The organism is Roseovarius sp. AK1035 (assembly GCF_003288315.1).
In the GTDB taxonomy this organism is placed as follows: Bacteria; Pseudomonadota; Alphaproteobacteria; order Rhodobacterales; family Rhodobacteraceae; genus Roseovarius; species Roseovarius mucosus_A.
This window is the reverse complement of record NZ_CP030099.1, coordinates 337,391-360,700: the sequence shown is the minus strand read 5'-3', so window position 1 is coordinate 360,700 and position 23,310 is coordinate 337,391. Positions and strand designations below refer to the sequence as shown.

Sequence of the window (23,310 nt, the reverse complement as noted above, 5' to 3'; positions counted from 1 at the left end):
GCACCAAGACACCGCCCCCAAGGATAATGGCATGACCCAGTATTTCGACCCTCTTGAAACCCGCAGTCCCGAGGCGCGCGCCGAGGCCTTAGCCCGCGCTCTGCCGGAACAGATTGCCCGCGCGCAGGCTTTGCCCGGTTATGGTGGTTCGCTTGATGGGGTCGCCGCATCGCAGATTACAGAGATCGCGGATTTGGCACGCCTGCCGGTCCTGCGCAAATCCGATCTGGGCCGTGCGCAGGGGGCAGCGGCACCGTTTGGCGGGCTGACCAGCCTGCCTGCTGCCGGGTTTGCCCATATCTTTCAATCCCCCGGCCCGATTTATGAGCCGGGCGGCGTTGGCCATGACTGGTGGCGGATGGGCCGCTTTCTGCATGCCTGTGGCGTGGGCCGCGGCGATATCGTGCAGAATTGTTTTGGCTATCACCTGACCCCTGCCGGCATGATCTTTGAAAATGGTGCACGGGCGGTGGGGGCGGCGGTGCTGCCTGCCGGGACGGGCCAGACCGAATTGCAGGCGCGCGCCGCGCATGACGTGGGCGTTACCGCCTACGCCGGCACGCCCGACTATCTCAAAGTCATTCTCGACAAGGCCGACGAGATGGGTTTGCCCCTCAGGATCACCAAGGCTGCGGTCGGTGGTGGTGCACTTTTCCCGTCGCTGCGCGCGGAATATGCGGCGCGCGGTATCGCCTGTCTGCAATGCTATGCGACCGCCGATTTGGGCAATATCGCCTATGAAAGCGCCGCGATGGAGGGGATGATTGTGGATGAGGGGGTGATCGTCGAGATTGTGACGCCCGGCACCGGCAATCCGGTTGCCCCCGGCGACGTGGGCGAAGTGGTGGTGACGACGCTTAATCCCGATTACCCGCTCATCCGTTTCGCCACCGGCGATCTCAGCGCCGTGATGGAGGGGGAAAGCCCCTGTGGGCGCACCAACCTGCGTATCAAGGGCTGGATGGGACGTGCGGATCAAACAACCAAGATCAAGGGCATGTTCGTGCGTCCCGAACAGGTGGCCGCCCTTGTGGCGCGACACGACAGTATTGCGCGCGCCCGCGTGATTGCCAGCCGCGAAGGTGAGGCGGATGTGATGACGGTGCGCATCGAGACTGCGGGCGGTGAGGCCGAGCATTTTGCGGGATCAGTGGTTGAAACCCTCAAGCTCAAGGGACGGATCGAGATTGTACCGCCCGGTAGCCTGCCCAATGACGGCAAGGTGATCGAAGATTTGCGCAGCTATGAGTGACGCCAACGAAGTGTTGAAATGATCGCGGCACAGTCAGGAAAATCTGTTTGCGTCATAAGGCGCAAGGTCGATATTCGGGCGCTTGCCGCTGAGAAGGTCGGCCACGATCCGCCCTGTCTTGGGCCCGGCTGTCAGGCCAACATGTTGATGCCCAAACGCCGCATGTACGCCCGTTCCCCCGATCTCGCCAATAAGCGGCAGGCTGTCTGGGGTGGAAGGGCGAAAGCCCATCCATTCCTCAACCCCCTCATAGGTCAGGTCTGGAAAGGCACGCGCCGCACCGCGCCGGATGAGATCCAAGGGCGCGCGCGATGGTCCTTTGGTGATCCCGCCCAATTCCACCGTGCCCGCGCAGCGCAGCCCATGCGCCATCGGGTTGACCGCGAATTTTCCGGTCGTGATCATCATCGGATTGCGTGGCATCTGAGAGGGGGCCGTGAAATGAAGGTGATAGCCGCGCTCGGCCTCTAGTGGCACCTTGAGGCCCAGTTTTCGCATCAACGGCTTAGACCAGATGCCCGCCGCCAACACCGCCGCATCGCAGGGCATCGTGCCGCGATCTGTTTCGACGGCGCTCACCCGCCCATCGGTCAGGGTGATGTCTTGTACTTCGGCCTGCACATAGTGCCCGCCCTCGTCCAGCAACACTGCTGCGAGATCGGCCATATAGGCGCCGGGATTGAGGATGTGGCCATGCCCCTTGAGTGTTGCAAGGCAGCGGATGGCGGGACCAAGAATTGGCTCTGCCTCTTGCACTGCGCCGCCTTCCAAGACCTCGGGGATATAGCCTGCTGCACGTTTCAGCGCCCAGCCATAGGCATCTGCCTCAAAAGCGACGCGGCTTTCATAGGCATAGGAGAAATCGCTGGAGGCCACCCATTTTTCTGCGCGCGTGCCCCGCGTCAGGGCGAGATGCTGGTCGAGGCTGTCTGCGACAATGCCTGTGATCCCCGCCACCATCCGCCGCGTATCGCGATCATTGGCGTTGGCCGCAAATTTCATCAACCACGGGATCAGGCGTGGAAAATAGGACCATTGCAGGAAAAGCGGCTTGTTGGGGTTGAGGGCGTATTTCAACCCTGTCGTCAGAACGCCGGGCGTGTTGACTGGTACGATGGCCCATTGCGCCAAGAGCCCGGCATTGCCAAAAGACGCCCCGGCCCCCGGCCTATCCTTGTCGAGCAGGGTCACATCATGGCCCGCGCGGCGCAGCCAGATGGCGGCACTCAGCCCGCAGATGCCCGCGCCGATGACAATGATCCTGCTCGACATGACTTGCGCCCTCTTTGGATTGCGCGCCACGTTGCGCAATGCGCGCGGCGGATGCAAGAGGCGTGATCAGCCCTTGGTGGGCTTTTCCCCGACCGGGCCACCTGCTGCTTGCCAGCCTTTGAATCCGTCGCTGATATGGCTTACGCCCTCTAGCCCCATGTCCTGCGCGGTGCGCGCTGACAGGGCCGAACGCCAGCCGGAGGCGCAGTAGAACACAAACCGCTTGCCGCTTTGGAATTGGGGTTTGGCATAGGGGCTTTCGGGGTCGATCCAGAATTCCAGCATCCCGCGCGGGCAATGAAACGCGCCCGGGATCATGCCATCGCGCTCTAACTCGCGCGGGTCGCGCAGATCGACAAAGATTACGTCATCGGTTCCGTGCCTATCCAACATCTCGGCTGCGGGCGCGTGGCTGACCACTGCGTTTGCCTCTGCCACCATGTCTTTGATGTGTTTCATTCAGTTCCCTCCCTTGGTGTTTCCGCAGTAGGCTAACGCTCGCAAAGACGGAAGGAAAGCGGCTGTGCTTGACTTTGCGTGCGCCTTGGCTCAGGGCTGCGCGCGACGAAAGGCCGTTGGAGAGCCGGACATGAGCGACACGCAAAAGAAACCCAATCGGCAGCAGGTCTACACGCTCTTGGTCGAAATCGGGCGCAAGACCGGCGATGGTTTGCCGGACAAGGCGACGGGCGCTGCGCTGATGATCTATGCCTCAGGCGTCGACGAGGCAGAGGCTGTGCGCGAAACGGTGGCGATCCTGAAACAGGCCGATTGCGCGCCTCTGGATGTGTCCGGTTACGGTACGTTGGCGGAACGCGAGGCCGAAGGCCACGACATCTCGGACGAGGAGCGGGCGTTGATGCAGCGTGCCTTGGATGAGAATTCTGTGATCGTCGCGCAGATGACCCCGTTCTTTGACTGATCATGTCTGAATTTTTGCCTGCGACCTAGCAGCGCAACAGGGGTGGAATTCCGTAAGGTAAACTCTATCTCAGATTGCGGCAGGTTGGGGCCAACACGGCCTCGTGCAATCTATCGGGGTGCGACTGGCTGCCAGTGTGTCAAGGACGCGAACGAGCGTGGGACCTGGAGTAAAATTCCATTTCACAATGATCGTTGGGAACGTATTAAAGCGTAAACTAAAAAACGCGTGGGTGAAACCATATCGCAAAGCGCGATTGGGATGGCACGACCTGTGCTAGGGTTTGTTGTGAAAAGTGACGAAGAGGCAGCAGTTCCAATGAGAGAACAGGCCATGATGGACAGCCGACTTGAGGCGGGCGCGCGCCGTCGCAAGTTGTCTTTTGCCTTTGTCTGGCTTGGGCTTTTGTTCACGTCTGTCTGGATGGTGCTTACCGGGCTGAGTGGCGAGCTTGAGGTTTTCCTTGTCGGGGCGCTCGCCTTTTCCGGCTTTGCCCTTGTGCGCGTGCTCAAAAACCAGTTGCCGCTGGTCTGGGTGAATACCTGCTGGCTGACATCGACCAATGTCGCGATCTTTCTTGGCGCCTGTGTCGTGCACGTTGATGGGCATATCGACATCATGCTTGTTCCGATGGTGGGTTTTCCCTTTGCTGTCTTCTCGATCTATCGGGACAGGTTTCACATTGCCGCTATGGTGGCCTTGCCGATCATTCTCTGGGCCACGTGGTTTTTCTGGCACGAAGACTGGAACCCGATCATTGATCAGGCAACGGCCGTGCGATTTTATGCGCCAATGTCTGCGCTGACCGCGTTTAGTATCATCGTCTATCCGGTTTTCTACTTTGCCATCGTTTCAGCGCAGCATTCGACCGAAATCAAGCGCGCCCGGCAAGACGCCGAACAATCAAGCCGGGCCAAAACCGTGTTGCTCTCGGGCATCAGCCACGAAATGCGCACACCTCTGAACGCGGTCATCGGTCTTGCCGAGCTCTTGCGGGAAGATGGCGTGACCAAAGGCGATGCGCAGCAGGCCGATTTTGCCAGTCGCATCATGCAATCTGGCGAGACGCTCTTGGCGACTGTGGAAAAGACCATGCATTTCGCCGATATCGCGGCACGTCGTTCCGCGGTGACGCTGGAGCCGGTGGCCGTTGCGGATGTGGTTGAGTTGGTCTTGGAGGCCTATCGCGACGAGGCTGCACAACGGGATGTCACGATCTTGGCTGAGCAAACCGGCACGCTTGTTCTTGCGGATGCAACCCTCTTCCAAGAGGCGTTGGCGCAGTTGGTGGAAAATGGTGTGCGGTATTGCGGTGCCGGGGGCTGCGTCAAGGTCGCGGTCGCTGGCGAACGGTCAGGGTATCACCGGATCACGGTTTCGGATAACGGGCCGGGGTTCGGTGCGGTCGATCCTGCGTTGGCCTTTGCGCCCTTTGAACGCTTGGCCCATGCGACCGGCACGACCTTTGGCGCGGGGATGGGGCTTGCTCTTGCGCGGATCAAGGCCGAAGCGATGTCTGGCAGTGTTGGGATAGATTTTGACGTGCCAAAAGGGGCGCGCGTCTGGATCGAATTGCCGGCGTTTTTTGACGAGGGAGCAACCCGGACCGCTCTTAAGCCGCGCGGTTCATTGCAAGCGTGATCGCCTCATAGGGCTTGAGCACCGGCCAGATTGGTCGAGGGTGTTCTGGCAGGCGGGCACGGTCGAATCCGGCCAGAACGCTGGCACCCAACAGGTCAGGATTGCGCCGGAGCCGCCCGATATAGAGGCTCTCTGTGCGCGTGCCTGCGACGATGATCTCTTCGTGGCCGGGCAACAGCACGTGATGATAGCTGACGATATCACCTGTCTGAGCATAGAGCGCCGAAAACCCGTTGATCAGATGCCGCGCTGGAACCAAAACGGCCTCGCATCCAAAGAGGTATTCCACTTCGGATCCCCGGATCACCAGCCTCTGTTGTGGTGAGACAACGACATCGCGGCGCAGGCCGAAATAGGGTGCGCGCAGCCGGACCGGGCGGAAACTGCCCATGGCAGGCACCCGCCGCGAGACTGTCTGAAGCACAGGGACAATCTGCCCTTCGTCGGTATCTATCAGATGCCCGCGTTTGAGTTGCCCCGCGGGCACATAGCCGCTCGGCGTGCAGACCGGCACGTTCGCAGTCAATCCCGGCATTGGGCCGATGGGTTCGATCCGGTTTGACAGGGCGACAAATATAACGTCGGGGTCCATCTGGCGTTGCCTGGGATCGGTCAGCAGCGTGCGCAGATCCGCAAGCGGCATGGGATGCGGCGGCGGCAGCGCAATGCTGTGCACGCGGTCCATTTCCGGGCGCTCAAGCGACAGCCGCCCCCACCGGGCGGGAGCATCCCAAGCATAGGTCAGGCGCAATGTATCCGTGCGGTCATCGGCCTGATAGGGCAGGGTGGCATGGCGCACATCCCCGGCCTGCGTCTCGATCAGGACAATCCCCCCGCCTGGGAGCGCCTGGATCGAAAAGCCGCCGCTCCAAGGATGGCTGCGACGAAAGGCCAGCAGGGTTTGCGGCCGCCCTTCGGTGGAAAGCCGGGTTTCGAGCATCAACGTGCCACGTGTGAGCAAGGCGGTTTCATCCGGCGGGGCAGACACGGCTTGCGGCGCGTCAAGCCCGTTCACGGCGAACCGCCCGCCCTCCTGATCGGATATCCCGATCCACCCCATCCTTTAGGCCGCCACGCCCTGAGCCACCAAGAGCCGCGCCTCATAACTCTTGAGCATGCGACGGGCGGCGGGGCTATAGCCTGCGCCGGTCTCGGGGTCGATTTCCGGGAAAAGTGCGCAAATCTCTGCGACGATCTCGGATTCAAAGCTGCGGGTGGTTTGTGGGCCGGGTAAAAAGCTCTCGGTTGGCAGGCCCTCGGAAAACACCACCTGATGGCGGTCAAAAAGGATGTGAACGTATTCGACCTCTCCTCCTTCGATCCTCTGCACGGAACGGCCATTGACCAGATCGCGCGCGGCAATCAGAACCTCACGCTCGCCAAAGAGCAACTCTGCCAGAGAGTCGCGGATCAGAACCCGGTGCAAGGGCGAGAGCAACAGCGCCCGGTGCCGTCCAAAGGTATCCGATGCGATCCGAATAGGGGCGAAATCGCCGACAGCTGCCACCCGTCGACGCCCAATCCAGCGCAAGGGTTGTGCGCCGTCATCTTGTGTCACCACCAGATCGCCGGGTTGCAGCCTGTCTACGGGCACTTCACCCTTGGGCGTGCGGATCATCGTGCCTGCGACAAAGCAGGGCACCGAATTGACGGTGACAAACCCGATATCGGTTTGGCCAGTGCTGCTTTGGACCTCGTAGGTGAAATTGAAAACTTCGGTATCGCCATCACCGATTATCTCGATAGTGCCGTCCGCATTCAGGAGGATTTGCTGACCGGAATTCAGGGTGACGATGCCGCCAGCGACAACGGCCTTGCCGTTGATATGGGTGATCGTCAACGTGCCCGCGGTGTTATTCACATCATTGCTAAGCAGGTCGAGAATGCGGGTGCCATCAGGAAAGAGCGTGGTTGTATCATTCATCGCAACAAGCGTGGTTTGCACGCTGTCCGCCGCAATCAGAACGGTCGAGTCGTAGTTGGCATCTGTCACATCCGCAATGCCGATGCGGATGGAATTCACCTCGCCGGAGTTGACTGGGATGGTCAGGGTCAAAGTAACGGTAAACCCGTCCATCTCGGTGTTGAACTGATCTTGGGTGTTGTCGATGAAAAGGTTGCCGTTAGACCCCGAGTTGAGGTTGTTGGGGTCAATATCGCCATCCCCCACGCTGAGCGGCACAAGGCTGCCATTGACCCAAACGCCAAAGAAATCCTGAAACGCCCCGACGGCGAATTCTGGGTATTCCTCGGAGGCGAAGACGAATTGCATGGTCATCACATCGCCGGTAGGGATGAAATCCACATCGAGATATGAGGCGTCAAAGGTCTGAGCGCCGGCAGCGGCATTGAAATCCGCCACGCCATTCGGCCCGCTTGATGTGGTGGTTGTGCTTGCGCTCAGGTTTGATTGAAAGAAGTTGCTATTGGTGAAGCCGCGCAAATCGCCGGTCGAGAACAGGACGCCACTATCGCTTGGCACCACGCCGGGGGATATAGCATTGCCATTGCTGTAGATGCCCGACGAATCGCGGTCTCCGGTGTAAGAGGCGTTGACCACCTGAACGCCGTCACCAAAGATTGTCTGCGCCATCTGATTCGCGGATGCGTTCAGATTGATCGGAAGTTCGACGCCTGCCACCATATCACTGCCTGCCCCTTGTAGAGGCAGCGCCGACACGCGCACGCGCAGTCTATCAGACTGCCCGATCCGGGATGCGACGGCGCATAACTTTGCCTGTGCTGCGCCGTGCTGCTCGAATGTCGCGGGCCAGTCTGTCCTTTGCGGATCTGTTGGCCCTGACGTGGTATGTTTGCCCTGCCTCGGGTTTATTATATCCTTTTGGATAGCAAACAATTCCCGCGTTGTTAAGGTTTAATCGCCTTTGGCTAGAGGTGCGCGGAATCTGTGACCCGATAGCCTTGGTTGCGGCGCGATTTGCCTTTGTGCGCGATCCACGCTAGGCCTCGGACAAAACTGCCGCACAGGACGCTTTTCATGCCTCACACCCCGCTCGATCCCGCCCAGCTGACGGCCGACCTCATTCGCTGTGCGTCGGTCACGCCCGAAGAGGGGGGCGCACTGCGCTTGCTGGAGCAGGTTTTGACAGATGCCGGATTTTCTTGTGTCCGTGTGGATCGAGGAGAGGTGCCCAATCTCTTTGCCCGGTGGGGACCGAAGGGAGCAGCGCGCAGCTTTGGCTTTAACGGGCATACGGATGTGGTGCCGGTGGGGGATCTGGCGGCATGGTCAGTGCCGCCTTTTGGCGGGGTCGAGAAAGACGGAATGATCTGGGGGCGCGGAGCCACAGATATGAAATCGGGCGTGGCTGCCTTTGCTGCGGCGGCGGTGGATTTCGTGCGAGACACGCCCCCCGACGGGGCCGTTATCTTGGCGATCACCGGAGATGAGGAGGGCGATGCCGTGGATGGCACGGTCGCCCTGCTCGATTGGATGACCGCCCATGGCGAGGCTATGACCGCTTGTCTTGTCGGAGAGCCGACCTGCCCCGAGCGGATGGGCGAGATGATCAAGATTGGGCGGCGCGGCTCGCTTTCGGCGTGGTTCACGCTGACGGGGGTGCAGGGCCATTCCGCCTATCCGCACCGCGCCCGCAATCCGCTTCCTGCAATGGCGCGTTTGATGGATCGGCTGGCCTCGCACCAGCTTGATACGGGAACGGCACATTTTGATCCCTCGACCCTCGCAGTCGTGACGATCGACACAGGCAATCCCGCAACCAATGTGATCCCCGCGCAATGCCGTGCGACGGTCAATATCCGTTTCAATGACGCCCATCACAGCACGGATCTGATCAAATGGATGCAGGCAGAGTTGGATCGCGTTTGCGGCGATTTCGAGATCACCGGCGAGATGCGCGTCAAGGTGTCTGGCGAGAGTTTCCTGACCCCGCCGGGGCCGCTCTCGGACCTGGTTGCGCGCGCGGTTGCGGCGGAAGCTGGCGTGGTGCCCACACTCTCGACCACCGGCGGCACCTCGGATGCCCGCTTTGTCAAGGATCACTGCCCGGTGGTGGAGTTCGGCCTTGTTGGCCAGACGATGCATCAGGTCGATGAGCGGGTCGAAGTGGCGCAGATCCATCAGCTCAAGGCGATTTACGGGCGTGTTTTGCGCGACTATTTCGAATAATGCGCCGCTATTTGATCGTCATGGTCAAGGAACCGCGCCCCGGACGGGTTAAAACCCGTCTGGGTCGTGACATCGGCATGGTCGCGGCGGCATGGTGGTTCCGGCATCAGGTTGCGCGCCTTTTGCGGCAGCTTGACGATCCCCGTTGGCAGGTGGTTCTTGCGGTGGCTCCTGACCATGCGGGCCTCAAAAGCGGCGTCTGGCCAGATCATTTGCCCCGCGTGGCGCAGGGGCCGGGCGATCTGGGCGACCGGATGGGGCGGCTGTTGCGCGGTATGCCACCCGGTCCCGTCTGCATCATTGGTGCGGATGTTCCGGGGATCACCCCGGCAAGTATCGCCCGTGCCTTTGCAGCGCTTGGACGCTGCGATGCCGTATTTGGCCCTGCGGTTGATGGGGGCTATTGGCTTGTCGGTCTGAAACGGGTTCAGGCTGTCCCGTCTACGCTCTTTCATGGCGTGCGTTGGTCAACCGAACATGCCTTGAGCGACACAATGAAAACACTGCCGGGCGCGCGCATCGCGCAGGTCGATATCCTGCGCGATGTAGACACGGTGAGTGATCTGGGTCCGCGCCGGTAGCCGCGTGGATCATCCTGCTCAGCGCTTGCGGTCGCGGCGGCTGCTCATCGGTTGAAACGCGACGCCCACATGCGCCTCGCAATAGGGTTTGCCGGATTGAACCGGCAGTCCGCAGAACCAGAAATCTGGCGTGGCGGGATCACCCACCGGCCATTTGCAGGTGCGTTCGGTCAATTCCATCAGCGTGAGCTTTTTGGCCTTCTTTTCGATCTCGCTGACCTTGGCCAAGGCTGCGGGGTCGATTTCGTTGGCCGAAGGCTGCGGTGGCAGCGGCTGGCCCGCAGGAATGATCGCCTTGATCCGGCTGATGGGGGCCACGGCGACCGGTTCATTCGCGGGTTCCGGCTGCTCCTCGGCCCGTGCTGCGGGCTTGGGTGCAGGCTTGGGCGCAGGCGCTTCGGCGGTCTTGGCCGCAGCGGGCTTGGCCTTGGGATCTGGGGTGCTGGGGGCAGGGGCCCCTGTGGGCCCGGTGCCATTGCGATTGGACAGGCCAAGGCGATGCACCTTGCCAATCACCGCATTGCGGGTCACGCCGCCCAACTCCTTGGCGATCTGGCTTGCGGACTGACCTTCTCCCCACATCTTCTTGAGCATTTCAACGCGTTCGTCGTTCCAGGACATCGGGGCTTCCTTCGGTCAAAAGGCGGACCGGGCCCCGGGCCCGCCGCCTTGCAAATCTGATCAAGCCCCTATTCTAGTCACTGGCGTGTGAGTTACAAGGCATCGAATCGCGGGCAGGCAGCACATCGTGGTGGAAACGCGCCCAAAAGAGCCAGACCACGCAGGCAAGGAGCGATAAATGACAGATCACGCACGACACGAGGGATCGCCCGTCACGGCGGCAATGGGATCGCGGCGGTTCGGGCGCGTCAATTGGTTGGGGCTGGCCACGCTGGCAGAGCGTGAAACACGCCGTTTCATGGCAGTCTGGACACAGACCATTATGGCACCTTTGGTGACGGCGGGTCTTTTTCTGCTGATTTTCAGCATCGCCATTGGTCCGACACGGGGCGATGTGATGGGCGTGCCTTTTACAACCTTTATCGCGCCGGGCATTCTGATGATGACGGTCATTCAGAACGCATTTGCCAATACCTCTTCGTCCATCGTCATCTCGAAGGTGCAGGGCAATATTGTGGATACTTTGATGCCGCCGCTCTCAGCGGGGGAGTTGGTGCTTGGCTATCTTGCGGGGGGCGTGGGGCGCGGCCTGCTGGTGGCTGTTGCGATCTGGCTTGGGCTGTGGGTTTTTCTTGGGATCGGGCTTGCGCATCCGATGTGGGCGCTCTGCTTTGTGCTGCTTGGCGCGGCATTTCTGAGTGGGATTGGCATTGTCGCAGGGATTTTTGCCAATAAATTCGATCAGATGGCGGCGATCACCAATTTCATCGTGACGCCGCTGGCATTTCTGTCGGGCACCTTTTACTCGGTCGAGGCACTGCCCCCTGTGCTCTACACGATCACGCATTTTAACCCGATTTTCTACCTGATCGACGGCGCGCGCTATGGGGTGATCGGTGTGTCGGACAGCGATCCGCTGCTTGGGCTGGCAGTGGGCGCTACGGCGACCCTCGTGATCTGCCTGACGGCTTGGCGAATGCTGGCCACGGGATATCGGCTCAAGGCTTGAGGGGCAATATCGGCTACCCTGCAAAGAACAAGAGGGGGAGCACGCCGAGCAACGTGGACACGAATCCGCCGTCATCCTTGCCCTCATCTTCAGCTTGCTGATCTGGTGGGTTGTTTTGGTCTTGTGGCGGGGCTTCGGGGGGCAGCATGGGCAGGACCGGATCATCATCCGGCACATCCTGTGCTGCGATCTCTCGCACCGCGTCGGTATAGGTGGGGTTGGACATCTCGATCATCAGGATTTCCCGAGGGGCCAGATCCGCGATCAGAATACCATCCGCCAAAAGCGCACTCGCGTCTTCGTGGGTGATCTGTGGTTCTGCTGATGTGAAAGTCGGATTTTCCCCCTCGGCCACGCCGAGCCGTGTGATTGACACCTCGCCGCTCTGCGTCACCAGATTGTTGAAGTCGACAACCTGCTCGCTCTGCCCATCAGAGGTTGAGGCGATGAAGGTCACGAGCCGGTCTTGGGCATAAAAGCTGTGCACATCGGCGGTGGTGCCTTGCAATTCGGTTTCTCGTCCTGCGCTGCCAACAAGCGCCAGGGGTCGTGTGCCCGGAAGAACCTCGTTCATCAGCCGAAACATCTCTCCGGCGACGCGCATTTCGGCGTCTCCCTCAACCTCGGCTAGGGCGGTGCGGCTGTTCAACTGAAGCGCCCAGGCATGCGCGGCATCAACCCCGCCCCAATGAAACGCCTCGACGATGTTGAGCATTTCATGGGCCTGTTTCAGGCCGAATTCTTCTTCACGGGTGTCCCCGACCGTACGCTTGAGGTTCCACTCTGTGGCATAGACCTTGAGGTCTGGCATTTCCTCGAGCCAGGCATCCCCGATTTGCGATAATTCAAAGTAGCGGCTACCCGGTACATCCTCACCGCGCGAGTAGATATGCGCGACGATCCCATCCACTGCCGCGCGCTCTGCGTCGGTATCGAACTGGTCCATGAGGATTGCGTTGTTCACCTTGGACCATGCGACCTCGCCGGACGAGTAGATGTATCCCTCCTCGGACAGGGACAGGCCAAACATCTGGTTCGCAGCGGCAAGCTGTTCTGAGCCTGTGCCGTCAAAGAGGCCGGACAAGTCCGATACCCCGTGGTTCGTTCCCATCTGCACGAGAATATCAGTATCCGCAAATTGCGGGCTTGCGGGATGCCGGGACATCTCATCCTCGACGATAAGCGCCATTTCAGAGGCCAGACGCCCATATTCGACAGTGTTCATCTCACCGCTGCCCCAATATTCATTGCCGATTTCAAAGGCCTGAATGACGGGTGCAGTGCCGAAGTTGCCCTCGGCGATATCCGCGATGAATTGTCGAACGGCCGCCTCGTCAACATCTGCAAAGCGATGGCCATTTTCATCGCTGATATCAGTCAGAAAGTCACGTGTCGGCAGAACAATGGTCAGCGCAATGCCCGCTTGGGTGGCATAGCTGAACATCTCGGTCACGGAGGTCTGGACCGGTTCGTCAGTGGTGCGCGGCGGGTCTGACAGACGATCCGTCTCATAAATGCAGGCGCAATTTTCTGTCAATGCGCCACCGGGATAACGCAGATGCGCCATTCCGAGTGTTGCAGCGGTGTCCGCAAAGGTGCCATTGGTGCCGACGACATCGCGTGTCGCAAGCAGGTTGCCCCCAAAATGCGCGGCAGTAAAAGACGGACCCCCGACGTCCTCGATCGACAGAATGAACGGCATCCCACGGCTCCAATGTGTCTGAAACGAACCGACACAGCATTGTTTCGCCTGAAGATACTATTTAAGAGATAAATCAATAATCACAATACAACTTTAAAGTGATTATCGTTGTATTGCAAGGTCTAAGCCGCCTCTTGGCGGGGCTGATAAGCCAAGTCTGAGGGGTTGCGATAGCGCCTTTGGCCGCAGCCATAGGCGCGATGCTGTTTAGGTTATGATCTGGATTGGCAGGGCTTAGCGACAGACCCGCTCGGCGCGTTGCGCATAGGCGCTGTAGGCGTCCCAAAATCGCTCGTCGCCGGGCCGTTTGGATTGACGGATATCTTGCGCCACTTGCGGGTCGCGGTAGAACCGGACAGCGCGGCGTTGCTGAGCACTGCTGAGTGTATCATTGGCAACGGCCTGAATGCAGCCGCATAGGGCACGTGAGCGCGCCTTGCGGTCGGATTGCATGCACGCTGAGCTGATCGGGCCGCTGGCCATCGGCGTGGCACCGCTGGTCCCACGACCACCATCACCCCCGCCACACCCTGCAAGTGCCAGAACCACACCCAACATCACCCAATGCTTCATAGCCCGCGCCTCTTGCTCGTTTCGTCCGCCCGGTTGTGGGCTTTGTTATTCGGAATGTTTGCCTGAATTGCCGAGATTCTTCAATTCGCAACAATGCTCTGGCCCACGATAGTTAACACAAGGTCTCTAAGCCGACTGAGCAGAGTGTATTTCTATAGCCTGCTTTTCCCGATCCCCAAAGTATCCCTAGGAGGCCAATGGCGGTATTGGTATCGCCTAAGATTTTTGCGATGAATGGGATGTCTATTCCGCGTGTTCTTCTCCGCCTTTCCCATGGCGGAGCAAAGGTTTAGCCGTATCGCGCCACGCCTGTCTTGCGCGCCATTCTTGGTCGTACAGAACTGCGTTTGCGCCTATCCGCACAGGCACCGGGCGGCGGGAGAAGTCGCTGGTGATCCAGAAAGCAGGGGCTGCGGCACAGATGTCAGCCACGTGCCAAGCGCGAAAGACTGCCGCATCACGGTGGACAGCCTCTAGTCTTGTGCATTGTCGGTCTGTGGCCCATCGGAACGAAGGTTCGAAGTGCGGGCATGCGCCTGGCTCATCGGACACCGGCAGATTGACGCTCCAATCTGCCGTTCATTCCACGAGGTCGCCGCTATTTCTTCTTCTTGCCTTTTTTGGACTTCTTGTCAGAGCCGGATTTGTCGCCCTTCTTCTTCTTATCTTTCTTTTTGTCTTTCTTGGGCTTCTTATCCTTTTTGCCCCCGCCTTTCTTGGACTTTGGCTTGTCCTCAGATGGTTTGGTCTCTGCGGTCTTTTTTGCATTGACCGGGGCCGCTTTGGGCAGCTCTGGGGCGGCGAGAACCATATTGGCCACGGCGATGAACCGCTCGGCGCGCGCCTCTGAGATGCCGCGCACTTGGATGAGTGTCGCCACATCGGCTTTACTCAGGTGTTCGGTGGTCGTGATGCCGATATTGGCAAGGCCAAGGGCGATAGCGGGGCCGACGCCGGGGATGTCGTTGAGATCTGACATGGATTTTGTCCTGTGAAGTCGTGAGTTGCAGTTGAATGAATGCGGGTCTGTGAGGTCTTTATATATGGGCTGTTTCAGTATTTGAGGGTCGTCATTTCCGCTTTTTATCTCGTTTGGCTTTGCGCTTTTTCTCTTGGGTCTCAGCTATGTCATTCGGGATGGTAGGTGTCGGAATTGGGGGCGACGCCTGTGTTTCATGAGATTTGACAAAGCCACGTATGAACGCGCGGATTTCGCGTGCCGCACTCGTATCCAAGGCTTCGCAAAGCGCAATGAAGTCATCACGTTCCTTGCCGTTGATACGCAGAATGAGCTGGCTGTCCTTGCGGTCTTTCTTGTTGAGTGGTCCATCTGCCATGTGGCGGCGTCCTTAAATGCCCGAAAAGTAACACAATGCCTATGCAATGTATATACATTCCTCATGTGACCCCGAGCGTTCACCAATAAAAAACGGCCCGCCATTGGCGCGCCGCTTGCTTGTCTTGAAGGATGGTAAGCCTGTCAGGTCAGGCGGTGCCGCCCTGCAACGGTAGCACCGTCAATTCCCCCTCTTGCCGCGCCTTGATAGCAAGGGCGGCGGCATGAGAGCCGGCCATGGTCGTGTAATAGGGGATCTTGTCATAGAGCGCGACCGAGCGGATTTCGCGGCTGTCCTCGACTGCCTGCGTGCCTTCGGTTGTGTTCATCACAAGCGCTATCTGACCATCCTTGAGCAGATCAACGATATTGGGGCGTCCCTCATAGACCTTGTTCACGATTTCGCACGCAATGCCTGCTTCTGACAAAAAGGCCGCTGTGCCGCGCGTGGCGATGATCTCGAACCCAAGGTCGACCAGTACTTGTGCCGCTTCGATCATCTGCGGTTGCTTGTCCATATCCTTGATCGATATGAACACGCGCCCGCTTTCAGGAAGGTCCACGCCCGCGCCCATCTGCGCCTTGAGGAAGGCGCGCGGGAAGGACACATCCCAGCCCATTACCTCGCCGGTCGAGCGCATTTCCGGACCAAGGATCGTGTCCACACCGGGGAAGCGGGCAAAGGGAAGAACCGCCTCTTTGACAGAGAACCACGGCATATTGGGATCGGCCAGCGTCATCTGATCGGCCATTGGCAATGTGCCGGGCTTGGTATCTTTGGGGTAGGGGCCGCGGAAGGGAAATGCGTCGAGCGTTTCACCCGCCATGAGGCGCGCGGCGATTGATGCAATGGCGCTGTCGGTCGCCTTGGCCACGAAAGGCACGGTACGGCTTGCGCGGGGGTTGACCTCGATCAGATAGATGTCGTCGCCCTTGACCGCGAATTGCACATTCATCAGCCCCACAACATTGAGCGCGAGCGCTAGGGCTTCGGTCTGTTTCTTGATCTCGGCAATGGTTGCATCGCTCAGTGAATAGGGGGGCAATGAGCAGGCGGAGTCGCCCGAATGCACGCCCGCTTCTTCGATATGCTGCATGATGCCCGCCACATGAACGCGGCTGCCATCGCAGAGCGCGTCTACGTCACATTCGATGGCACCAGAGAGATAGCTGTCGAGCAGCACGGGGCTATCGCCCGACACCACGACCGCCTCGTTGATGTAGCGTTCCAGATGCGCCATGTCGCGCACGATCTCCATTGCGCGGCCGCCCAAGACATAGGAGGGGCGGATGACCAATGGAAAACCGATGTCTTCGGCAATCGCAAGGGCCTGCGCCCCGGTGCTGGCGATGCCATTATGCGGCTGCTTAAGGCCAAGTTTGGTGACAAGCGTCTGAAACCGTTCGCGGTCTTCGGCCAGATCAATCGCGTCGGGGGTGGTGCCAAGAATTGGAATTCCCTCAGCTTCGAGCGCACGGGCAAGTTTGAGCGGCGTTTGCCCGCCAAACTGCACGATGACCCCATGAAGCGTGCCGTTTTCCTGCTCTTTGGTCAGGATTTCCATCACATGCTCAAACGTCAGAGGCTCGAAATAGAGGCGGTCTGACGTGTCATAGTCGGTCGAGACTGTCTCGGGGTTGCAGTTGATCATGATTGTCTCATACCCGGTCTTGGACAGGGCAAAGCAGGCATGGCAGCAGCAATAGTCGAACTCGATCCCTTGACCGATCCGGTTGGGGCCGCCCCCCAGAATGACCACCTTTTTGGCGCCGGATGGGCGCGCCTCGCATTCGACCTCGCCCATCATCGGGGCCTCGTAGGTGGAATACATATAGGGCGTCTGTGCCTCAAACTCGGCGGCGCATGTGTCGATCCGCTTGAACACGGCACGCACCCCCAAATTGACGCGGGCACGGCGCACCTGACCTTCATCGCGACCCGTCAGCTTGGCCAGACGGGCATCGGTAAAGCCCAGCATCTTTAGCTGGCGCAGACCATTTTCAGTCAGCGGCAGGCCGTCGCGCCGGATGCGCTCTTCGGCGTCAACAATCTCTCGGATACGGGCAAGGAACCACGGATCGAACGCGGTTGCGGCGTTGATTTCATCGTCGCTCAGGCCGTGGCGCATGGCCTGTGCGATGGTGCGCATACGGTCTGGGGTGGCAACCGAGAGCGCGCGGATCACGGCGGCCTTGTCAGGGGCCCCCTCGATCTCGACCTCGTCAAACCCGGTGAGGCCGGTTTCCATCGACGCCAACGCCTTTTGCAGGCTCTCGTGGATGGTGCGCCCAATCGCCATCGCTTCGCCCACCGATTTCATTGCGGTGGTGAGATGCGGCTTGGCACCGGGGAATTTTTCAAAGGCAAAGCGCGGAATCTTGGTGACGACATAGTCGATGGTCGGCTCGAAGCTGGCCGGTGTCACCTTGGTGATGTCATTGTCCAACTCATCGAGCGTATAGCCTACCGCCAGTTTGGCCGCGATTTTGGCAATTGGAAATCCTGTGGCCTTGCTTGCCAGCGCCGACGACCGCGACACGCGCGGGTTCATCTCGATCACCACCATGCGGCCATCTTCGGGGTTCACTGCCCATTGCACGTTGGAGCCGCCGGTTTCCACCCCGATCTCGCGCAGCACGGCAATGCTGCCGTTGCGCATGATCTGGTATTCCTTGTCGGTGAGGGTCAGCGCAGGGGCCACGGTGATCGAATCGCCCGTATGCACACCCATCGGGTCGATGTTTTCGATAGCACAGACGATGATTGCGTTGTCCGCCTTGTCGCGGACCACCTCCATCTCGAATTCCTTCCATCCCAGAAGGCTTTCGTCGATCAGGATCTGGCTTACGGGGGAGGCATCAAGGCCGGTCTTGCAGAAGTGGATATAATCGTCGCGATTATACGCCACGCCGCCGCCGGTGCCACCAAGGGTAAAGGCGGGGCGGATGATCGCGGGCAGGCCGACGTAATCAATCGCCGCCATACATTCATCCATGTTGTTGGCAATGGTCGCCTTGGGATTCTCGATCCCGAGCCGGTCCATCGCCTCGCGGAAAAGCTTGCGATCTTCGGCCATTTCAATGGCCTGACGGTTGGCCCCGATCAGTTCCACGCCGAATTTTTCGAGCACGCCCATATCCGCCACCGCAAGGGCGGTGTTCAACCCGGTTTGCCCACCCATCGTGGGCAAGAGCGCGTCGGGGCGTTCCTTTTCGATGATACGGGCGACCACTTCGGGGGTTATCGGCTCGATATAGGTCGCATCGGCCAATTCTGGGTCGGTCATGATCGTGGCCGGGTTCGAGTTGACGAGGATCACCCGATACCCTTCTTCGCGTAATGCCTTGCAGGCCTGAGCGCCGGAATAGTCGAATTCACAGGCCTGTCCGATGATGATTGGCCCCGCTCCGATGATCATGATGGATGAAATATCGGTTCTTTTCGGCATATCGGTCCCCGGGCAGCTGGAAGGGCAGGAGGGGCTGGCCCACCTGCGCAAATTGGTGGGGTTATAGCCATCACGGGCCGGGGTGCAAGGGGCAAACCCGTGCCATGCTCAGGAGGTTTCGGGCAACTCTGCCGCATCCTTTAGAAAGACCCGGTCGAGCGCGCCTTTCGCGCTCTCCTTGACGTCCATCAACACTTGCCCAACTTGCACCGGTGCGACAGAACACCAGACACTGATCAAGCCGCCGCCGCCCTTTTGCAGGCTTGCTGAGCCCCCTGAAAACGCCTTTATCCAGCGTTTCCCCGACTTGAAGCGCAGCCAAGGGCGCCTGTGACCGCAAAACTGGCTCAAACCGACGTATTTAAGGGTGTGCTTTGTGGATCACGCGCCTAAATACATCCCACTTGCCAAGAGGATGCGACGTGCAGATTCGTTTCGATCATGGGCCCAACACCGACGCCTGCCAGTTTGCGCAGCCCGAACGCCTGATCGTGGCGCAGACGCCCGAAGAGGTGCCCGCCGCACTTGCAGCGCTTGACGAGGCGCGGGCAGAGGGCTTTTGGCTGGCGGGCTTTGCAAGCTATGAACTTGGTCATGCGCTGGAGCCACGGTTGGCCTCGTCCATGCCCGCATCCCGTCGTTTGCCGCTCTTGCAATTTGGAACCTATGCCGCACCCATCAAAGCCGCGCCGCTCAAGGCGGGGCAGGCCTCGCTTGGCGATCTGGTGCCTGACTGGGATCAGGCCCGCTATGCGCGGGCGTTTCAGGCGGTGCATGAGTATATCTGTGCGGGCGATATCTATCAGGCAAATTTGACCTTTCCGCTGCGCATGACGGCCCAAGGCACGCCGCAGGCGCTTTATGCCGCGCTCTGTGCCATTCAGCCGGTGCGGTATGGCGCATTGATCGAGGCGGCTGGCCTGCCCGCGATCCTGTCGCGTTCGCCCGAGTTGTTCTTTCGCACCCATGCCGATGGGCGGATCGAAACCCGGCCCATGAAGGGCACGCAGCCCCGCAGCACTGACGCGGCCGAGGATGCGCGGCGGCGGTTTTTCCTGCAATCGGACGCCAAAAACCGCGCCGAGAACCTGATGATCGTGGACCTATTGCGCAATGACATCAGCCGGGTCAGCCTTCCCGGCAGCGTGCGCGTGCCCGAGCTATTCTCGGTCGAGACCTATGAGACGCTGCATCAGATGACCTCGCTCATCACCGCCAATCTCATGCCCGATATGGGACTGTCGGATATTTTGCGCGCGCTTTTTCCCTGTGGCTCGATCACTGGCGCGCCGAAACTGCGCGCGATGCAAATCTTGGCCGAGTTGGAGCACCACGCCCGCGATATCTATTGCGGCGCTATCGGTTGGGCCGCACCGGATGGACGGGCCGAATTCAATGTGGCCATTCGCACGCTGATGCTCGAGGATGGGCGCGCAACCCTCAACGTGGGGGGCGGCGTGGTCTATGACAGCACGGCCTGGGGCGAATACGAAGAGGCGCTATGGAAGGCGCGGTTCGCCCGTGCGCTTGCGCCCGTTCCTGCCTGATAGGGCCTATTCGGCAGCGTGTCGCAGGCCGTTAGCCCTGTTGCTGTATAGGTAATCGCGGGTCAGTGGCACGGCATCCTGTTTCGGTGTCAGTTGGAACTGGAACACCACCTGATTGTTAAGGCGAAAGGTAAGCTCACTGGCAATCAGGTAATAGCGCCACATCCGACAAAAGCGCTCATCATAGAGCGTGCGGACTTTGTCGAGATTTGCCTCGAACCGGTCGCGCCAATGGCGCAGCGTTTCCGCATAGTGCAGGCGCCACACCTCGACATCCGTCGTCACCAGCCCGTGCCGTTCCACGGCGGCCACCGCCTCGGACATGGCCGGGCAATAGCCCCCCGGAAAGATGTATTTCGTGATCCAGGGGCTTGTCGCACCCGGCGGCCCCGCCCGCCCGATGGTATGGATAAGAGCTATGCCGTCGGGGGCCAGCAGCCGTTGAACCGTGGCGAAATAGGCATCGTAATGGGGCACGCCCACATGCTCGAACATGCCCACGGATACGATGCGGTCAAACTGCCCCTTCACATCGCGGTAATCCATGAGGTGGAACCGCACCTTGTCCGCCAGCCCCGCCTGTTGCGCACGCTGATTGGCCACCGCATGCTGTTCCTGCGATAGGGTCACGCCCGTCACCTGTGCGCCAAAATCGCGCGCAAGCGTCAACCCCATGCCGCCCCAGCCACAGCCGATGTCGAGCACGCGCATGCCCGGACGGATCAGCAGCTTGGCGGCGATATGTGCCTTTTTGGCGGCCTGCGCCTCTTCCAGTGTCATGTCGGGGCGGGCGAAATAGGCGCAGGAATATTGCCGGTCGGCATCGAGAAAGAGATCGTACAGAGCGCCAGACAGATCGTAATGATGCGCTACATTGGCGCGCGACCGCGCCGCCGGGTTGAACTGATCCAGACTCCGCTTGAGCCAGCGCAACGTTTCCATAGGACGCCGGAACCATGGCTGCCCTTGCGCCGCGATATTGGTGATCGCGAGGCTGAGAAAGCCGTAAAGATCATCGCCCGCGATCGTCAGCGTCCCATCCATATAGCCTTCGCCCGCCGCCATATCCGGCGAGAGCACAATGCGCCGGGGCAAAGTGGGGTCATGCAGCGTCACCGCAATGCCGTCGCCCTGCTCGCCATAGTGCCGCGTGACCCCGTCGGGGTAAGTCACGCTTAGATGTCCTTGCTTGAAAAGATGGGTCAGCAACCCGTCCAGAGCCCTTGTCCACATGTCACACCCCATGTCCGCGCGCCTAACCCGGCGCAGTTCAACGGCGTACCAAACTTGTCCCTCGGCCCGAGTTCTCTGGGCCTGCCTGCTCATGTGGCGGGTATTTTCGCGCAGATTGCCTTTTGTGTAAACGGTTTTGCGGCGTGCACGGCCCCACGCCCTTGACTTTGCCGCCCCGCCAAGGTGTATCGGCCCGAACCCGAAACGACAGCCCAGACTTGGGACCGGAGAGCCAACATGCACGCATATCGCAGCCATTCCTGCGCAGACCTGACAAAAACGGACGTGGGCGCGGATGTGCGCCTTGCCGGTTGGGTGCACCGTATCCGCGATCATGGCGGGGTTCTTTTTATCGACCTGCGCGATCATTACGGCGTAACTCAGCTTATTTGTGACCCCGATAGCCCGGTTTTTGCGCAAGTGGAAAAGCTGCGCAGCGAATATTGCATCCGAATCGATGGGGCGGTCAAAGCGCGCGATGCTGGGTTGATCAACGCAAAGATCCCGACTGGCGAGATCGAGGTGTTCATCCGCGACATGGAGATTCTGGGCTCTGCCGCTGAATTGCCACTGCAGGTGTTCGGCGATCAGGAATACCCAGAGGAAACACGTCTGCGCTATCGCTATCTTGACCTGCGCCGTGAGGCGATGCAGCGCAATATGGTGCTGCGCTCGGATGTGGTGGCTGCGATGCGCCGTCGCATGTGGGACAAGGGATTCCGCGAGTTTCAGACACCGATCATTACGGCCAGCAGCCCTGAAGGCGCGCGCGACTTTCTGGTGCCGTCGCGTTTGCATCCGGGCAAGTTCTATGCGTTGCCGCAGGCACCGCAGCAGTTCAAGCAGCTGATCATGGTGTCGGGCTTCGACAAGTATTTTCAGATCGCGCCCTGTTTCCGGGATGAAGACCCGCGCGCCGACCGTTCGCCCACGGATTTCTACCAACTCGACCTTGAGATGAGCTTTGTCGAGCAGCAGGATGTCTTTGACACCATCGCGCCGGTGATCGCAGGTGTGTTCCAAGAGTTCGGCGGCGACAAGACGGTGGATGCGCCCGAGGCATGGCCGCAGATTTCCTATGCGGATTCAGCGCTCTGGTACGGCACCGACAAGCCCGACCTGCGCAACCCGATCAAGATGCAGGATGTTTCCGAGCATTTCCGGGGGTCCGGTTTTGCGATCTTCGCCAAACTGTTGGAGCAAGACGGCACAGAAATTCGCGCCATTCCCGCGCCCACGGGCGGCAGCCGCAAGTTCTGCGACCGCATGAACGCCTTTGCCCAGAAAGAGGGCCTGCCGGGGATGGGGTATATTTTATGGCGCGAGGCCGATGGCGCGATGGAGGCCGCAGGCCCCCTTGCCAAGAATATCGGCCCGGAACGCACCGAAGCGATCCGCCAGCAGCTTGGGCTTGGTGTGGGCGATGCCGCGTTCTTCCTTGGCGGCAAGCCGGCGGCGTTTGAGCGGGTGGCGGGCAAGGCGCGCACGGTGATTGGCGATGAATTGGGGCTGACGGATCAGAACCGCTTTGCCTTTGCCTGGATCGTCGATTTCCCGATGTATGAGGCCGATGAGACCACCGGCAAGGTCGATTTCTCGCATAACCCGTTTTCGATGCCGCAGGGTGGGATTGACGCGCTGAGCGGTGATCCTCTCAAAGTCTTGGGATATCAATATGATCTGGCCTGCAACGGCTATGAGCTGGTGTCGGGCGCGATCCGAAACCACAAGCTCGACATCATGATCAAGGCATTTGAGCTGGCCGGGTATGGTGAGGAAGAGGTGCGCAAGCGGTTTGGCGGGATGGTCAACGCGTTTCAATACGGCGCCCCGCCGCATGGCGGCTGTGCTGCGGGCATTGACCGGATCGTGATGTTGCTGGCGGGTACGTCGAATATCCGTGAGGTTATCATGTTCCCGATGAACCAGCGGGCCGAAGACCTGATGATGAATGCGCCCTCTGATCCGACCTCGGATCAGTTGATGGAGCTGGGATTGCGGATCATTCCACAAGACTAGGCG

The 23,310-nt window shown here is 59.9% G+C and carries 19 protein-coding genes; 8 read left to right on the top strand and 11 right to left on the bottom strand.

Annotated elements, in window-relative coordinates; genetic code table 11:
• Positions 1 to 31: 31 nt before the first annotated feature.
• Positions 32 to 1,252, top strand: a complete 1,221-nt coding sequence (locus RAK1035_RS01800; protein WP_037296669.1) for a phenylacetate--CoA ligase family protein — start codon at positions 32 to 34, stop codon at positions 1,250 to 1,252.
• Between the two features lie 33 nt (positions 1,253 to 1,285).
• Here the strand turns inward: RAK1035_RS01800 and RAK1035_RS01795 are convergent, their stop codons facing one another.
• Entirely contained in the window at positions 1,286 to 2,524 is a 1,239-nt protein-coding gene (locus RAK1035_RS01795; RefSeq protein ID WP_008279174.1) for an NAD(P)/FAD-dependent oxidoreductase, read from the bottom strand.
• Between the two features lie 66 nt (positions 2,525 to 2,590).
• Positions 2,591 to 2,983, bottom strand: coding sequence for a rhodanese-like domain-containing protein (locus tag RAK1035_RS01790; protein ID WP_008279173.1), 393 nt, complete (start codon positions 2,981 to 2,983; stop codon positions 2,591 to 2,593).
• Positions 2,984 to 3,113: 130 nt separating this feature from the next.
• Between RAK1035_RS01790 and RAK1035_RS01785 the strand changes: the two genes are divergently transcribed.
• A complete protein-coding gene (locus RAK1035_RS01785) occupies positions 3,114 to 3,446 on the top strand; it encodes a hypothetical protein (RefSeq protein WP_008279172.1) in 333 nt (110 codons plus the stop codon).
• A gap of 333 nt (positions 3,447 to 3,779) precedes the next feature.
• Entirely contained in the window at positions 3,780 to 5,087 is a 1,308-nt protein-coding gene (locus RAK1035_RS01780; RefSeq protein ID WP_232279145.1) for a sensor histidine kinase, read from the top strand.
• Here the strand turns inward: RAK1035_RS01780 and RAK1035_RS01775 are convergent.
• Both RAK1035_RS01775 and RAK1035_RS01770 read right to left on the bottom strand, forming a co-directional pair.
• Entirely contained in the window at positions 5,059 to 6,147 is a 1,089-nt protein-coding gene (locus tag RAK1035_RS01775; protein ID WP_008279170.1) for a Hint domain-containing protein, read from the bottom strand. The two genes, RAK1035_RS01780 and RAK1035_RS01775, sit on opposite strands and share 29 nt — an antisense overlap.
• A 3-nt stretch (positions 6,148 to 6,150) precedes the next feature.
• Positions 6,151 to 7,731, bottom strand: a complete 1,581-nt coding sequence (locus tag RAK1035_RS01770; RefSeq protein ID WP_008279169.1) for a Hint domain-containing protein — start codon at positions 7,729 to 7,731, stop codon at positions 6,151 to 6,153.
• A gap of 354 nt (positions 7,732 to 8,085) precedes the next feature.
• Between RAK1035_RS01770 and dapE the strand changes: the two genes are divergently transcribed.
• Both dapE and RAK1035_RS01760 read left to right on the top strand, forming a co-directional pair.
• Positions 8,086 to 9,237, top strand: a complete 1,152-nt coding sequence (gene dapE / locus RAK1035_RS01765; RefSeq protein WP_008279168.1) for a succinyl-diaminopimelate desuccinylase — start codon at positions 8,086 to 8,088, stop codon at positions 9,235 to 9,237.
• Positions 9,237 to 9,818, top strand: coding sequence for a TIGR04282 family arsenosugar biosynthesis glycosyltransferase (locus RAK1035_RS01760; protein WP_008279167.1), 582 nt, complete (start codon positions 9,237 to 9,239; stop codon positions 9,816 to 9,818). The genes dapE and RAK1035_RS01760 overlap by 1 nt, the downstream gene beginning before the upstream one ends.
• Positions 9,819 to 9,836: 18 nt before the next feature.
• On the opposite strand, the gene RAK1035_RS01755 is transcribed toward RAK1035_RS01760, so the two are convergent.
• Positions 9,837 to 10,439: a GcrA family cell cycle regulator gene (locus tag RAK1035_RS01755; RefSeq protein ID WP_008279166.1), complete on the bottom strand. Its 603-nt coding sequence runs from the start codon at positions 10,437 to 10,439 to the stop codon at positions 9,837 to 9,839.
• A 223-nt stretch (positions 10,440 to 10,662) separates the two neighbouring features.
• On the opposite strand from RAK1035_RS01755, the gene RAK1035_RS01750 reads away from it, so the two are divergent.
• Positions 10,663 to 11,448 carry an ABC transporter permease gene (locus RAK1035_RS01750; RefSeq protein WP_008279165.1) on the top strand — a complete coding sequence of 262 codons (786 nt, stop codon included), beginning with the start codon at positions 10,663 to 10,665 and terminating at the stop codon, positions 11,446 to 11,448.
• 13 nt (positions 11,449 to 11,461) lie between these two features.
• Here the strand turns inward: RAK1035_RS01750 and RAK1035_RS01745 are convergent, their stop codons facing one another.
• The 5 genes from RAK1035_RS01745 to carB form a co-directional block, all read right to left on the bottom strand.
• Positions 11,462 to 13,150: a hypothetical protein gene (locus RAK1035_RS01745; protein WP_008279164.1), complete on the bottom strand. Its 1,689-nt coding sequence runs from the start codon at positions 13,148 to 13,150 to the stop codon at positions 11,462 to 11,464.
• A gap of 234 nt (positions 13,151 to 13,384) precedes the next feature.
• Entirely contained in the window at positions 13,385 to 13,723 is a 339-nt protein-coding gene (locus tag RAK1035_RS01740; RefSeq protein WP_008279163.1) for a hypothetical protein, read from the bottom strand.
• 598 nt (positions 13,724 to 14,321) lie between these two features.
• On the bottom strand, positions 14,322 to 14,702 hold the full coding sequence (locus tag RAK1035_RS01735; protein WP_008279162.1) for a helix-hairpin-helix domain-containing protein: 381 nt from the start codon (positions 14,700 to 14,702) through the stop codon (positions 14,322 to 14,324).
• A 91-nt stretch (positions 14,703 to 14,793) separates the two neighbouring features.
• Positions 14,794 to 15,060 carry a hypothetical protein gene (locus tag RAK1035_RS01730; RefSeq protein WP_008279161.1) on the bottom strand — a complete coding sequence of 89 codons (267 nt, stop codon included), beginning with the start codon at positions 15,058 to 15,060 and terminating at the stop codon, positions 14,794 to 14,796.
• A 148-nt stretch (positions 15,061 to 15,208) separates the two neighbouring features.
• The gene (gene carB, locus RAK1035_RS01725) at positions 15,209 to 18,508 is read right to left on the bottom strand and encodes a carbamoyl-phosphate synthase large subunit (protein ID WP_037296663.1); all 3,300 of its coding nucleotides are present in this window, start codon (positions 18,506 to 18,508) and stop codon (positions 15,209 to 15,211) included.
• Between the two features lie 422 nt (positions 18,509 to 18,930).
• Between carB and RAK1035_RS01720 the strand changes: the two genes are divergently transcribed.
• Positions 18,931 to 20,055, top strand: coding sequence for an aminodeoxychorismate synthase component I (locus RAK1035_RS01720; RefSeq protein ID WP_008279157.1), 1,125 nt, complete (start codon positions 18,931 to 18,933; stop codon positions 20,053 to 20,055).
• A 6-nt stretch (positions 20,056 to 20,061) separates the two neighbouring features.
• Here the strand turns inward: RAK1035_RS01720 and RAK1035_RS01715 are convergent, their stop codons facing one another.
• Complete coding sequence (locus RAK1035_RS01715) at positions 20,062 to 21,288, bottom strand: SAM-dependent methyltransferase (RefSeq protein WP_008279156.1); 1,227 nt, start codon at positions 21,286 to 21,288, stop codon at positions 20,062 to 20,064.
• A gap of 237 nt (positions 21,289 to 21,525) precedes the next feature.
• Here RAK1035_RS01715 and aspS point away from each other — a divergent pair, with 237 nt between their 5' ends.
• A complete protein-coding gene (gene aspS / locus RAK1035_RS01710) occupies positions 21,526 to 23,307 on the top strand; it encodes an aspartate--tRNA ligase (protein ID WP_008279155.1) in 1,782 nt (593 codons plus the stop codon).
• Positions 23,308 to 23,310 lie beyond the last annotated feature (3 nt).